Origin of the sequence: Streptomyces sp. NPDC016845 (assembly GCF_044332585.1) — a bacterium.
Lineage (GTDB): Bacteria > Actinomycetota > Actinomycetes > Streptomycetales > Streptomycetaceae > Streptomyces.
On record NZ_JBIRPI010000001.1, the window covers coordinates 712,199 to 725,907 of the forward strand.

Genomic DNA, 13,709 nt, shown 5'->3' on the forward strand with positions numbered 1-13,709 from the left:
TCCGATGAGTGGCTCGCCGGGTGGTTGCCGCCGATGCCCCGAAGGTTGCCGTCCGTTCCGATATGGCTGATTTCCTGCGGCGGTCAGGGCGGTGGTCAGGGCGGTGGTCAGGGCGCCGGTCAAGGGCGCCGGTCAAGGGCGCCGGTCAAGGGCGCCGGTCAGGCCGAGGACGGGCGCAGCACGTCCACCACCAGGTCCTGCAACCGGGCTGTCTTCTCGGGACAGTTGACCGCCGTCGTGGAGAGGAAGACCCCGAGGAGCATCAGCGTGATCTCCCCGGCCTCCACGTCCGCCCGCAGGTCGCCCGCCCGCACCCCGGCGTCGAGGATGAGCGCGATCGCCGCGGTGATCCGTTCCCGGGTGGCCGGAGTCGCGATGGTGCCCGCGGCCCAGCCCGCCCGCAGTGTGTCCGACATGCCGCGCTTGGCCGCGCAGAAAGCGGCGTACCGCTCGACCCAGGCGCGCAGCGCGGCCTCGGGCGGAAGGTCGGCGAGGAGGGCGGGCGCGCTGTCGACCACGGCGTCGAGCTCGGCGGCGTACAGGGCCTCGACGAGCGCTTCTCGCGTGGGGAAGTGGCGGTAGAGCGTGCCGATGCCGACCCCCGCCTCACGGGCGATGGCGTCGAGGGGCGCGGCCCCGCCCGACGCGGCGAAGGCCGCGCGGGCGGCGGCGAGGAGCTTCTCGCGGTTGCGGCGGGCGTCGGCGCGGGCCGGCCGTTCGGAGCGTGCGGGCTCGGCGGAGTCAGGCGCGATCAAAACGGAGGCCCTCCGGTTGGTGTACGGTCGGCGCAGTCGCAGTAACGGAGTCCCTCCGTTTACCCCATCGTCTCACGAGGGTGGCATCGTCATGGCTTCCACCAGCTCCAGCGTCTCCACTGAACCCACTGGCCGTCCCGGCGGGCCCGGCTCGCTCGCCGGGCGCACCGTCTCCCGTATCGGCTTCGGCGCCATGCAGCTCGAACGGCTCCGGGACGACCGCGCCGCCGCCGTCGCGCTCCTGCGCCGCGCCGTCGAACTCGGCATCGACCACATCGACACCGCCCAGTTCTACGGACACGGCTTCGTCAACGAGGTCATCGCCGAGGCGCTGAGCGCCGAGGACGACGCCATCGTCGTCAGCAAGGTCGGAGCCGAACCCGCGCACGACGGCCCCCTCCCGCTCCGCCTCGCCCAGCGGCCCGAGCAACTGCGGGCCCAGGTCGACGACAACCTCAAGAGCCTCCGCCTCGATCAGATCCCGCTCGTCAACCTGCGCCGCGCCGACACCGGCCCCGGGCTGCGCGCCGAGGGGGACCAGCTCGTCGACATGGACGACCAGCTCGCCGTGCTGACCGGCCTCCGCGACGAGGGCAAGATCGGCGCGATCGGCGTCAGCAATGTCACCGCCGACCAACTGCGCAGGTCGCTCCCTGTGGGCGTCGCCTGTGTGCAGAACGCCTACAGTCTCGTAGCGCGCGGCGACGAGGACATGCTGCGGCTCTGCGTCGACGAGGGCATCGCGTGGGTGCCCTACTTCCCGCTCGGCAGCGCCTTCCCCGGCATGCCGAAAGTGACCGACGAGCCCGCCGTCGTCGAGGCGGCGCGAACCCTCGGCAGCACGCCCGCGCAGGCCGGCCTCGCCTGGCTGCTCCACCACGCCCCGAACGTGCTGCTCATCCCGGGCACCGCCGACCCGGAGCACCTGCGGGCCAACGTCGACGCGGGCGCGCTCGCCTTCGACGAGGCGACGCTGGCCGCGCTCGACGCCGTACCGACGCGCGACGGGGACATCGAGCTGCACTGATACCCGGCGCCCCGACAGAAGGCGGCTACGGCACCCGTGCCGTCCACTCCGCCGTGCCGAACTTCGTCCGCACCAGTTCCTCCGCGCGGGCCATCTCCGACTCCGTCACCCGGCCCTCGGAGAGCCCGTAGCGGGCGCGGAAGGAGTCGATCATGCGGGCGATGACCTCCTCGCGGGGCAGCCCGGTCTGTCGGCGCAGGGGGTCGACGCGCTTCTTGGCGCTCTTGGTGCCCTTGTCGGAGAGCTTCTCCTTGCCGATGCGCAGCACCTCGACCATCTTGTCGGCGTCGATGTCGTAGGACATGGTCACGTGGTGGAGCACGGCGCCCCTGCCCGCCACGATCCGCTTCTGGGCGGCACCCGCGACCTTGCCGACCTCGGTGGCGATGTCGTTGAGCGGCTGGTACCACGCCTTGATACCCATGTCGCCGAGGGCTTCGAGCACCCAGTCGTCGAGGTAGGCGTACGAGTCCTGGAAGGAGAGCCCCGAGACCAGGGACTCGGGGACGGCGAGCGAGTACGTGATCGTCGACTTCGGTTCGGCGAACATGGCGCCGCCGCCGGAGATCCGCCGCACCACGGTGGCCCCGTGCCGGTCGGCGCCCTCGGCGTCCACCTCGTTGCGCAGCGACTGGAAGCTGCCGATGATCACGGCGGGGCGGTCCCACTCCCACACGCGCAGGGTCGGCGGGCGGTGCCCGAGCGCGACCTCCTCCACCATCACCTCGTCGAGCGCCATGTGCAGCACGGGGGACTGCGGGGCGTCGTGGACGAGCTGCCAGTCGTAGTCGCGCCAGTCGGTGGCCTGGGCGAGCGCGCGGCGCACGGCCGTGGCGACGCCCTCGGTGGTCAGGCCGAGCATGACGGTGCCGGGCGGCAGCGCCGCCTCGACGCGGGCGGCGAGCGCCGCGTGGTCGGCGTCGGCCGGGGCGCCCTCGAGCGCGGCGTTGATCGCCAGGAGCGCCTCGTCCGGTTCCAGGAAGAAGTCGCCCGCCACGCGGACATCGCGCAGGACGCCGTCCGCCACCTCGACATCCGCGACGACGAGCTTGCCGCCGGGGATCTTGTACTCGCCGTGCACTGTGCGCCGCCTTCCGCCGCGGACGTTCCTGAGCCCGCGCATGGTCCTCATTGCGGGCAACGCTATCCGCAAGCCGGACATTCCGACTGGCCGCGGCTGTTCCGGCGGAGCCCGCCGTACGTGACCGGACAGAGCCTTGCCCCGGACGGTGGCGCCGGGGTGAAGTACCCCTATCCGACCCCGGGAGTGCGCGATGAGGGAGTACGTGCGCGGCGCCGCCTGGTGGGCGTCGGACGGCAGGCCCGTACGCGCGGACCCCGCCGACCGGGACCGGCTGCCGGGCGACACCTGGGAGCGGGCCCGGACACCGGCCGGGGTCCGCCTCGAGTTCACGGCGCGGGGCGTCACGGCGGTCGAGCTCGCGTACGAGGTGTGCGCGCCGGCGGAGGCGGACACGTACCGCGCCGAGCCGGCCGTGTTCACGGTGATCGGAGGCGTGGACGTACCGGCGCGGACCACCCCGGGCGCGCACGTCGCACGGCTCCCGCTGCCGCGCCCCGAGGGTACGTACACCGTTCAACTCCCGTACTCGATAAGGCCATTGGTCCGGGAGCTGCGCCCGCTGGGCGGCGGCTCGCTCGACCCCGCCCCGCGCCGCCCGCGCTGGCTCGTGTACGGCGACTCGCTCGTCGAGGGACGGGCCTCGACCCGGCCGCACTTCGCCTGGCCGTCCGTCGCCGCGCGGATGCTGGGCGTCGAGGACGTGAACCTCGGGTACGCGGGCGCGGCGCGCGGCGAACTCGCCTCCGCGCAGCAGATCGCAACCCTGGACGCGGATCTGCTGACCGTCGCCTTCGGCACCGACTGCTGGGCGCGTACGCCGTATTCGGCGCCGCTGCTGTACGAGACGGTCCGCGCGTTCCTGGCCGTCGTCCGCGCGGGCCACCCGCAGACCCCGCTGCTCGTGTTCTCGCCGGTGCTCCGGCCGGACGCCGAGGCGACCCCGAACGAACTCGGCGCCACGCACGCACAGGTGCGGGACGCGGTCGAGCGGGCGGCACACGACGCCGCCGAGAGCGGTGACAAGCGGCTCACGGTGGTTTCCGGCGGCGAACTGCTCACCGCTGAGCACCTCGTGGACGGGGTCCACCCAGGTGACCGCGGCCATCTGCTGCTCGCGCGGGCTGTGGCGAACAGCCTCACAGGTCCCGGCGGCGCGGGGGCATAGAGCACGTACTTCTGTAAGGCCCTTGACTAAAGCCTGTCCGGAGTCGAAGGATCCCTCCCGCACGCCAGTTGCTTTCTGGTGGAACCTGTTCGACTCCTGTGAATCCTGTTTGCTTCGAGGGGACCCGCTCATGCCTGTCACCCGCAGAACCGTGCTGACCGCGAGCGCGGCCGCCTCCGTCGCCGGAGCGCTCGCCGCACCCGTCACCGCCCACGCCGCCGAGCGCACCGGCGCGGTCGGGCGCCGTACCGTCGAGCTCACCGACGACTGGCGCTTCGCGCTCGTGGACCTGGGCGGCATCACCGACCCGACCGGCGCGTACACCGATGCCGAGCAGCCCGGGTTCGACGACTCGGACTGGCGCACGGTCGCCGTCCCGCACGACTGGAGCATCGAGCAGACCCCGACCACCCAGCACAACACGACCAGCGGCACCGGCTTCCTGCCGGGCGGCCTCGGCTGGTACCGCAAGGCGTTCACCGTGCCGCGCGGCTGGGCGGGCAAGCGGATCTCCGTCGAGTTCGACGGCGTCTACATGGACGCGAACGTCTACGTGAACGGCCGGCTCGTCGGCAACCACCCCTACGGCTACACCGGCTTCGCCCACGACATCACCGACCTCGTGCACACCGACGGCCGCACCCCCGACGTCCTCGCCGTCGAGGTCCGCAACCGGCTGCCCAGCAGCCGCTGGTACTCCGGCAGCGGCATCTACCGCCATGCCCGCCTCGTCGTCACCGAGCCGGTGCACGTCGAGCGCTGGGGCACGTTCGTGACGACCCCCGATCTGGCCGCGACCCTCGCGAAGGGGTACGCGACGGTCGACGTACGCACCTCGGTCGTGAGCGAGGCGGAGGGCGGAGCCGAGGGCGGGGCGAAGGACGGGGCGAAGGGCGGAGACACGCGGGACGTCACCGTCGTCTCCACCGTCCGCGACCCGAAGGGGCGGCGCGTCGCGCGGACGGAGTCCGTGCTCAAGGCGGTCACGGGCAGCGGCGGCACGGCGCACCACGAACTCCGCGTGCGAGCGCCGCAGCTCTGGTCCGTCGACACACCCGGACACCGGTACACGCTGATCACCGATCTCCGTGTGGACGGCCGCACCGTCGACACGTACCGCACCCGCTTCGGCATCCGGCACGCCGTCCTCGACCCCGAGCAGGGGCTGTCTCTCAACGGCACCCACATGAAGATCAAGGGTGTCGACCTCCACCACGACCTCGGCGCGCTGGGCGCGGCCGTCCAGCGTGACGCCGTACGCCGCCAGTTGACCATCATGAAGAGCATGGGCGTCAACGCCCTGCGCACCTCCCACAACCCGCCCGCGCCCGAGGTGATCGAGGCCTGCGAGGACCTCGGCCTCATCATGCTGGTGGAGGCGTTCGACTGCTGGCGCACGGGCAAGAACACCTACGACTACGGCCGCTTCTTCGACGCCCACAGCGACGCCGACATCGCCGAGATGGTGCGCGCCGCCCGCAACTCACCGGCCGTCCTGATGTGGTCGATCGGCAACGAGATCCCCGACTCGACGCGCACCGAGGGCATCGCCATGGCCCAGCGCCTCATCGACGACATCAAGGCACTCGACACGACGCGGCCCGTCGTCATCGGCTCCGACAAGTACCGCTCGCTGCCCGCCGTCGGATCGCCCGCCGACCTGATCCTGGCCAAGCTGGACGGCCTCGGCCTGAACTACAACACCGCCGCTTCGGTCGACGCGCTGCACGCCCGCTACCCGCACCTGTTCCTCTTCGAGTCCGAATCGTCCTCGGAGACGTCGAGCCGGGGCACGTACCAGGAGCCGCAGCACCTCAACACCGGGGAGAACCACACACCCGGCAGGCGCGCCACGTCCTCGTACGACAACAACCTCGCCTCCTGGACGATGAGCGGCGAGTACGGCCTGAAGAAGGACCGTGACCGGCGGTTCTTCGCGGGCGAGTTCCTGTGGTCCGGCATCGACTACATCGGCGAGCCGACCCCGTACGACGTGTTCCCGGTGAAGGCGTCGTTCTTCGGAGCGGTCGACACGGCCGGGTTCCCGAAGGACATGTACCACCTGTTCCGCAGCCAGTGGACCGACGAGCCCATGGTGCATCTGCTGCCGATGGACTGGACCACGTACGAGGACGGCGAGGAGGTGGAGGTGTGGGCCTACGCGAACGTCGCCGAGGTCGAGCTGTACCTCGACGGCCGCTCGCTGGGCGTACGTACCTTCGACCGCAAGACGACGCTCGACGGCCGCGCCTACCTGGAGACCACGGAGGCGACCGGCGACGACAGGACCGTCACCGCGGGGCCCTACCCGGGCAGCTACACCAGCCCGAACGGCAGCGCGGGCAAGCTGCATCTGAGCTGGAAGGTGCCGTTCGCGGCCGGTGAGCTGAAGGCGGTCGCGCGGCGGAACGGGAAGACCGTCGCGACGGACGTCCTGCGCACCGCCGGGAAGCCGCACGCGGTACGGCTGACGGCCGACCGGAAGGCGGTCGCGGCGGACGGCCGTGCGCTGGCGTTCGTGACCGCCGAGGTCGTCGACGCGCGCGGGGTGGTCGTGCCCGACGCCGGGCACCTCGTCGAGTTCGCCGTCACGGGCGGCTCGCTCGCCGGTGTCGACAACGGGCGGCAGGAGAGCGCCGAGCGCTACCAGGCCAGTACGCGCACCGCCTTCCACGGCCTCGCGCTCGCCATCGTCCGCGCGGGCACGAAGCCGGGCGCGCTCACGGTCACCGCGCGGGCGAAAGGGCTGCGCGCCGGGAAGGTCTCCGTACGGGTGACCGGACCGGCCGGGTCGCCCGTCACTCCGGCTACGAGGTTCGAGCCGGACCCGGGGCCGGGAGCGGTCAAGTACCCGTTCGCGGACGCAAGTTACTCGGGCGCGACGAACACGCTGCCCGCCGCCATGCTCGACGGCGACCCGGCCACTCAGTGGTCCAACGCCTTCCAGAAGGCCGCCACCGCCCTGCTGCCCGCTTTCGACGGGGCCCGGCCGCGCGACTGGGTCTGCGTCAAGTGGGCGCAGGAGCGGACCGTGGGCCGGATCGAGGTCTCCTTCACGGTCGACGCCCGGCACGCGCTGCCCGAGTCGGTCGCGGTGTCGGTGGGGGGCGTCGCCGTGCCGGACGCCGACATCGCGTGGGCGACGGTGTCCGGCGAGCCGACCGTCATCACGTTCGACGCGGTGCGCGGCAGCGGCGTCCGGCTCGACCTGGTGAGCAGCGCGCCCGGCACACGGGAGGGGGCGTTCGGGATCAGCGCACTCGACGTGTCCGCGTCATGATCTGAGGCGTGAGCGGCAACCTTTCGGCGGCCGTACGGCGACTGCACTCCGGCCCGTGCCATCCGGCACGGGCGCCCCCACACCCACGGAGTGCGACCGCAGATGATCAGTGAATCCCGCAGCGAACCCTCCAGTGAATCCCGCAGTGGATCCCGCAGCCGGCCACGCGGCCGGTCCCGGCATCGCGGGCGCGGCACTGTCCTCGTCGCCGGGGCGCCGCTCACGGCCGCCGCCGCGCTCGCCCTCGCCTTCGCCTACGGGGGCGGCGCGGACCGGGCCTCGGCGGCGACCACGGCGGCGCCCGTCGAGGCGGCGGCCTGGGCCGACGACGTGGCCGACGGCTTCGCCTCCGTCGACTCGCTCGGCCAGAAGGGCACGTACGGCGGGCGCGACGGCAAGACGGTCACCGTGAGGACCCGCGCCGACCTGGAGAAGTACGCGACGGCGAGCGAGCCCTACACCATCGTCGTCGCGGCGGCCATCACCATGGACCCCGTCGGCAAGGAGATCAAGGTCGCCTCCGACAAGACGATCGTGGGCTCCGGCACCTCCGGGCAGATCGTCGGCGGCGGCTTCTTCCTCGGCACCGGCGTGCACAACGTCATCATCCGCAACCTCACGATCCGCGACACCTACCAGGGCGTCTGGAACGACAAGGACCACGACTTCGACGCCGTCCAGATGGACGGCGCGCACCACGTGTGGATCGACCACAACGACCTGCGGCACATGGCCGACGGCCTGATCGACGTCCGCAAGGACAGCACGAACGTGACCGTCTCCTGGAACCGCCTCAGCAACGACAACAAGGCGTTCGGCATCGGCTGGACCGACAACGTCGTCACCGACATCACCATCCACCACAACTGGATCCACGAGACCGAGCAGCGCAACCCGTCCACCGACAACTGCGCCCACGCCCACCTCTACAACAACTACCTCCAGGACGACCCGAACACCGCGATCACGTCGTCGTACGGCAACTACTCGCGCGGCAGGACCCGGATGGTCCTGGAGAACAGCTACTTCCAGGGCGTGCGCAACCCCGTGACCAAGGACGCCACCGCCACCATCGAACAGCGCGGCAGCGTCTTCTCCGGGACGAGCGGGCGCAACGAGAGCGGGGGCACGGCCTTCGACCCGAAGGCGTTCTACGCGTACACGCTCGACAAGGCGGCGGACGTGCCGTCGGTGGTGAAGTCGGGGGCCGGTCCCAGGAGTTCGGTCGGTACGTTCCCGGCCACCACGCTGTCGGCCGCCGCGACCACCGTGACCGTCGCCAAGGACGGCAGCGGGCAGTACAAGACGGTGCAGGCCGCCGTCGACGCCGTGCCCGCGAACAACTCCGCGCGCGTGGACATCCTCATCGCCCCCGGCACGTACCGCGAGACGGTGACCATCCCGTCCAGCAAGCCGCACGTCACCTTGCGGGGGACGGGCGCCAGCCGCAAGGACACCACCATCGTCGAGGGCCACGCGGCGGGCTCGACCAAGCCGGACGGTTCGACGTACGGCACCTCCGGCAGCGCCACCGTGCACGTCCTCGGCGCCGACAGCCAGCTGCGCAACCTCAGCGTCACCAACGACTTCGACGAGGGCGCCAACCAGTCCATCGCCGGGCAGGCCGTGGCCCTGCGCACCAACGCCGACAAGGTCTTCCTCGACAGTGTCATCGTCAGCGGCGACCAGGACACCCTCCTCGTCGACGGCGCGGGCAAGCGCGTCTACATGACCAACTCCTACGTCGTCGGCAACGTCGACTTCATCTTCGGCGGCGCCACCGCTGTCATCGACAAGTCGGTGATCACGCTGAAGAAGCGGTGGAACGGTACGTCCGCCGGGTATGTCGCCGCGCCCAGCACCGCCGCCGCCAACAAGGGCATCCTCATCAACCGCTCCACCATCGACGGCGACGTCTCCGCCAAGAGCTTCTACCTCGGCCGCAACTGGCACGCGGGCGGCAACGCGGCCCTCGACCCGCAGGCCACCGTCCGCGACTCGACGCTCGGCGCGGCGGTCAAGGCGACGCCGTGGACGGACATGGGCGGCTTCTCCTGGAAGGACGACCGGTTCGCCGAGTACAAGAACACGGGGGCCGGTGCCGGTTCGGCCAGTGCCGACCGGCCCCAGCTGACCGACGCGCAGGCCGCGAACCAGGAGGTCGCGGACTGGCTGGGGGACTGGACACCGACCGCCGGGTGAGTCGTCCATCACCGATCACCGACTGGTACGACGCGCAGGGCTGCTGAGCCCCGTCGTGGTTCACATGCGGACCGCCCGCTGCACGGCCTCGGCCGCGAGCTGAGCGGCGGCGCGGCGGGTCGTCGCGGCGAGCATGTCCGTGTGGATCGGGCCGCCCGCCGCGAGATGCCGGTCGTAGGGCAGGTGGACGACGCCGACACCGGTCTCCCGGATGTGGGCGGTGGCCGCGGTCAGGTCCAGGTTCTGGTCCGGGGCGCCGGAGGTGAGCGCCACGACGGTGGTCGGCAGCGTGGAGTGCGGCAGGTTGCCGAGCCAGTCCAGGACGACACGGGTGCCGCCGACGCCCTCCGCGGTCATCGGGGCGACGACGATACGGGCGTGCGCCGTGTCCATCGCCGTACGGGCCACGTCACCCGGCAGCGTCTCGCAGTCGACGACCGTCATGGCGAAGTGGCGGCGCAGCGCGAGCGTGACCTCGCGGTAGGTGCGGACGTCGAGCGGGGGGCCCACGCGGCCCTGGCTCGCGGGGAGCAGCCAGCCGCCGTCCGGGAGCGGGACCAGGTAGCCGGTGATGTCGAGGAGATGCATCGAGGGGGTCAGGATCCGGGCCAGTTCACCGGCCGACCAGCGCACGGACTGGGCGCCCAGGCGCACCGCCAGTGTGCCCAGTGCGGCGTCCGCCTCCAGGGCGAGTACCGGGTCCTGGCGGACGCGTTGCAGGGTGCGGGCGACCAGCGCGGCGGTCGTCGTCTTGCCCACGCCGCCCCGGATCGAGGTGACGGCGACGATCCGGCCCTTCGTCACCGGGTGCTGCAACTCCCGTACCCAGGGCCCCTCCTCGCCCGCCGCGTGCGCCGAGGGCCTGGCCATCCGCCGCAACGACTGCCCGGACCGCCGCGCCACCGAGTCACCGTGCTGCGGCTTCCCGCCGGCCTGTGCCAGACGCGGATCGACGGTGAGGACGGGCTCGGGGGCCGGAAAGGCGATGTCCGTGCCGGGGCGCGGGCGGACGACCGGGGCGGCGTCGGTCCGCGGCCCGGGTGCTGGTTGCGCGGGGACCACGGGCGGGGCCGGGGGCAGTGGCGGTGGAGCAGTGACGGTTGTGCCGGTCTGCGGTGCGGGGGCCACGGGGGCCGCGGCCTCGTACCCCGGAAGCGGCCGGGGAGTCGTGTCGATGACGGGCGAGGGCGCGGACACGGCTGTACGGGGTCGGGGCTGCGGCGCGGGGGCGGCCACGGGGTGCTCGGGGGCGGGCGCCACGGTGAGGGCGGGGCCGGGGGGCACGGTCACGGTCGGTTCCGGGGGCGCGATGGGAGCTGGCGGTACGGGATCCGGCGTCGCGGCCGAGGCCCGGTCCTGGCCGGCGGTACGGGAGGTGACGAGCGCCGCTGCGGCGAGGTCTGCGAGGGCCGAGGGTGCCGGGGCCCGGTCGGGGGTGGCGTCGGCGAGGGCCGAGGGTGCCGCGTCGTCCGTGCCCTGTGCCGGTGGCCGGCTCGCGGTTGTGCTTTCCCCGGGGGCGGGCGGCGTCGCCGGGCTCGCAGGTTTCTGGGCCCGATCGCGGCGGACCGTGCCGGGGTTCGGACGCGCCTCGTCCCGACGACGCACGGGGAGCGGGTCCTTGGTCCGGCCCGGAGGAGGGGGCGTGGTCCCGTCCGAAGCCGAAGCCGAAGCCGGGTGCAAGGCGGTACTCGTCACTGGGGACGCGTCCGCGACCGGGGCTGTCCCTGTGGCCTCGTCCTGAGCCATGCCCGGGGGCTGAGCCGTGCCCTGAGCCGTGTCGGCACCCGGAGCCGGAGGCTCGGCCGGGATCGGGGCCATGTCCGCGGCCCCCTCCTCCAGCGGGCCAGGCCCCGGCCCCGTCGAAGGAGGCAAAGGCGCGGCAGCGCGATGCGCAGGGTTCGTGGGCAGTGGCTCCGCGTTGTTCTCCACCGGGTTCATCGAACTCACCGCGCCCCGCGGGTCGTAGCCCGCGTCGGCGTCTGCGGACCAGTCATCCGTGCCCCCACGTCGAACATCATCGGCAGACCCCCGGAACTGAGGCGATTCGCCTTCACTCGCGCCTTCTGCGGCCCCTCGTGGACCACCTGCCGCGAAAGCCTATCTCCCCGCACCCGTGGCGCCGGGATCGGTCACCGGCTCAGGCCTTCAACTGCCGGGCCCTCCCGCCCTGCACCGGGTGATGCGGCCCGCGCCCGGTGAAGTGCCGCACTTCTCCGAGGATCCCGCCATCACCGAGTTCCGGCCGCACGTCGCCGCCACGGCCCGGGTCGTGGTCGGCACCGCCGGGGCCGACCGCCGCGCCGCGTTCGGGGCGAGCTCCGAGCAGCGCGTGCACGTCATGCCTGCCGCCGACGACCTCTGGACATTCTGGGACGCAGTCACCACCAGCACCCTGGGTTTCAGCGGTATCCGGCTGCATAACGCGACCCCGCGCTGACCCCTGTCCGCCGCCCCGCCCGGCCTCTACCCTGAGACCCTGTCCGCGCCTCACCGGGCTTCGAGGGGGAGTCGCATGAGTGACGACAGCGATGGCGACAGGGACGGCGGCGAAGGGCGGCGCGACCGGCTCCCGGGCAAAGGGGAGCGTCTCGCCGACTGGGCCGACGGACGGCTCGGGCTCCACCAGCTCGCCAAGTCTCAGATGCGCAAGATCTTCCCGGACCACTGGTCCTTCATGTTCGGCGAGATCTGCCTCTACAGCTTCATCATCCTCATCCTCACCGGCACCTATCTGACGCTCTTCTTCGACCCCAGCACCACCGAGGTCGTCTACAACGGCTCGTACGAACCGCTCAAGGGCATCATCATGACCCGGGCGTACGAGTCGACGATCGACATCAGCATGGATGTGCGCGGCGGTCTGCTGATCCGGCAGATGCACCACTGGGCCGCGCTCGTCTTCGTCGCGGCGATGCTCTGCCACATGATGCGGGTCTTCTTCACGGGCGCGTTCCGCAAGCCCCGCGAGGTCAACTGGCTGTTCGGCTGGACCCTGCTGATGCTCGGCATCATCACCGGACTGACCGGCTACTCGCTCCCCGACGACCTGCTCTCCGGCACCGGGCTGCGCTTCTCGCAGGGCGCGATCCTGTCGGTGCCGATCGTCGGCACGTACCTGTCGTTCTTCCTCTTCGGCGGCCAGTTCCCCGGTGAGGACTTCATCGCCCGGCTCTACCCGGTCCACATCCTGCTGCTGCCCGGCATCATGCTCGGCCTGGTCGTGGCCCATCTGATCCTGGTCTTCTACCACAAGCACACCCAGTTCGCGGGGCCGGGACGTACGGAGAAGAACGTGGTCGGCGTGCCCTTCCTGCCGATCTACGTGGCGAAGGCGGGCGGCTTCTTCTTCCTGGTCTTCGGGGTCCTGGCCGTCATGGGCGCGGTCGCCACGATCAACCCGGTCTGGGCGTTCGGCCCGTACCAGACGCACCTCGTGACCACCGGCGCCCAGCCCGACTGGTACCTCGGCTTCTCCGAGGGGCTGATCCGGGTGATGCCGGGCTGGGAGATCGACCTCTGGGGGCACACGTTACAGCTGGGCGTCTTCATCCCGTTCGCGCTGTTCCCGCTGGTCATGGCCTTGATAGCGGTGTACCCGTTCGTGGAGGCCTGGGTCACGGGCGACCGGCGCGAGCACCACATCGCCGAGCGCCCGCGCAACCGCCCCGTCCGCACCGGCCTCGGTGTCGCCTGGCTGTCGCTGTACGGCGTACTGCTGATCGGAGGAGGCAACGACATCGTGGCGCTGCAGTTCCACCTCTCGATCAACGCCATCACCTGGGCGGTACGGATCGGCTTCTTCGTCGTACCGGTGCTCGCGTTCATCGTCACGCGGCGGGTCTGCAACGGGCTGCAGCGCCGTGACCGCGAGAAGTCCCTGCACGGCCGCGAGTCCGGCACGATCAAACGGCTGCCGCACGGCGAGTACATCGAGGTCCACGAGCCCCTCACCCGCGCCGAGCTGTACAAGCTGAACCTGCACGAGCAGCCGCGGCCGTACGAGTTGGGGCCGCGCGTCGACGGCAACGGGGTGGCGCGGAAGTTCACCGTGCGCCAGCGCGTCCGCGCGCGCCTCGCCAAGGCGATGTACGGGCCGGGGACGTACGTGCCGAAGGCGACCGTGGAGGAGTACCAGGCGCTGCACGCCGGCTGGCACGAGTCCGAACGGGACACGTCCGCCCACTGATGTCCGCGCG

9 protein-coding genes are annotated in these 13,709 nt (G+C 71.8%); 6 read left to right on the forward strand and 3 right to left on the reverse strand.

What is annotated here, in order from left to right:
* Nucleotides 1–158: 158 nt before the first annotated feature.
* Nucleotides 159–755, reverse strand: coding sequence for a TetR/AcrR family transcriptional regulator (locus ACH4RC_RS02995; RefSeq protein ID WP_398194327.1), 597 nt, complete (start codon nt 753–755; stop codon nt 159–161).
* A 91-nt stretch (nt 756–846) separates the two neighbouring features.
* Between ACH4RC_RS02995 and ACH4RC_RS03000 the strand changes: the two genes are divergently transcribed.
* Complete coding sequence (locus ACH4RC_RS03000; RefSeq protein ID WP_398194330.1) at nt 847–1,782, forward strand: aldo/keto reductase; 936 nt, start codon at nt 847–849, stop codon at nt 1,780–1,782.
* A 25-nt stretch (nt 1,783–1,807) separates the two neighbouring features.
* On the opposite strand, the gene ACH4RC_RS03005 is transcribed toward ACH4RC_RS03000, so the two are convergent.
* Nucleotides 1,808–2,863, reverse strand: a complete 1,056-nt coding sequence (locus tag ACH4RC_RS03005) for a biotin/lipoate A/B protein ligase family protein (RefSeq protein WP_398195673.1) — start codon at nt 2,861–2,863, stop codon at nt 1,808–1,810.
* A 193-nt stretch (nt 2,864–3,056) separates the two neighbouring features.
* Here ACH4RC_RS03005 and ACH4RC_RS03010 point away from each other — a divergent pair, with 193 nt between their 5' ends.
* The 3 genes from ACH4RC_RS03010 (at nt 3,057) to ACH4RC_RS03020 (ending at nt 9,513) form a co-directional block, all read left to right on the forward strand.
* A complete protein-coding gene (locus tag ACH4RC_RS03010) occupies nt 3,057–4,031 on the forward strand; it encodes an SGNH/GDSL hydrolase family protein (protein WP_398194333.1) in 975 nt (324 codons plus the stop codon).
* Nucleotides 4,032–4,161: 130 nt separating this feature from the next.
* On the forward strand, nt 4,162–7,311 hold the full coding sequence (locus ACH4RC_RS03015) for a glycoside hydrolase family 2 TIM barrel-domain containing protein (RefSeq protein WP_398194335.1): 3,150 nt from the start codon (nt 4,162–4,164) through the stop codon (nt 7,309–7,311).
* Nucleotides 7,312–7,413: 102 nt separating this feature from the next.
* A complete protein-coding gene (locus ACH4RC_RS03020) occupies nt 7,414–9,513 on the forward strand; it encodes a pectinesterase family protein (protein WP_398194337.1) in 2,100 nt (699 codons plus the stop codon).
* Nucleotides 9,514–9,573: 60 nt separating this feature from the next.
* Here the strand turns inward: ACH4RC_RS03020 and ACH4RC_RS03025 are convergent, their stop codons facing one another.
* Nucleotides 9,574–11,118, reverse strand: a complete 1,545-nt coding sequence (locus ACH4RC_RS03025; protein ID WP_398194340.1) for a hypothetical protein — start codon at nt 11,116–11,118, stop codon at nt 9,574–9,576.
* Nucleotides 11,119–11,626: 508 nt separating this feature from the next.
* Here ACH4RC_RS03025 and ACH4RC_RS03030 point away from each other — a divergent pair.
* Together ACH4RC_RS03030 and ACH4RC_RS03035 are read left to right on the forward strand one after the other, a co-directional pair.
* Entirely contained in the window at nt 11,627–11,950 is a 324-nt protein-coding gene (locus ACH4RC_RS03030) for a hypothetical protein (RefSeq protein WP_398194341.1), read from the forward strand.
* A gap of 75 nt (nt 11,951–12,025) precedes the next feature.
* Nucleotides 12,026–13,699, forward strand: coding sequence for a cytochrome bc complex cytochrome b subunit (locus ACH4RC_RS03035; RefSeq protein ID WP_398194344.1), 1,674 nt, complete (start codon nt 12,026–12,028; stop codon nt 13,697–13,699).
* Nucleotides 13,700–13,709 lie beyond the last annotated feature (10 nt).

Bases quoted from the DNA above. Each gene is read 5' to 3' on its own strand.
- ACH4RC_RS03000 (WP_398194330.1), top strand. From the start codon at position 847: ATGGCTTCCACCAGCTCCAGCGTCTCCACTGAACCCACTGGCCGTCCC.
- ACH4RC_RS03010 (WP_398194333.1), top strand. From the start codon at position 3,057: ATGAGGGAGTACGTGCGCGGCGCCGCCTGGTGGGCGTCGGACGGCAGG.
- ACH4RC_RS03015 (WP_398194335.1), top strand. From the start codon at position 4,162: ATGCCTGTCACCCGCAGAACCGTGCTGACCGCGAGCGCGGCCGCCTCC.
- ACH4RC_RS03020 (WP_398194337.1), top strand. From the start codon at position 7,414: ATGATCAGTGAATCCCGCAGCGAACCCTCCAGTGAATCCCGCAGTGGA.
- ACH4RC_RS03035 (WP_398194344.1), top strand. From the start codon at position 12,026: ATGAGTGACGACAGCGATGGCGACAGGGACGGCGGCGAAGGGCGGCGC.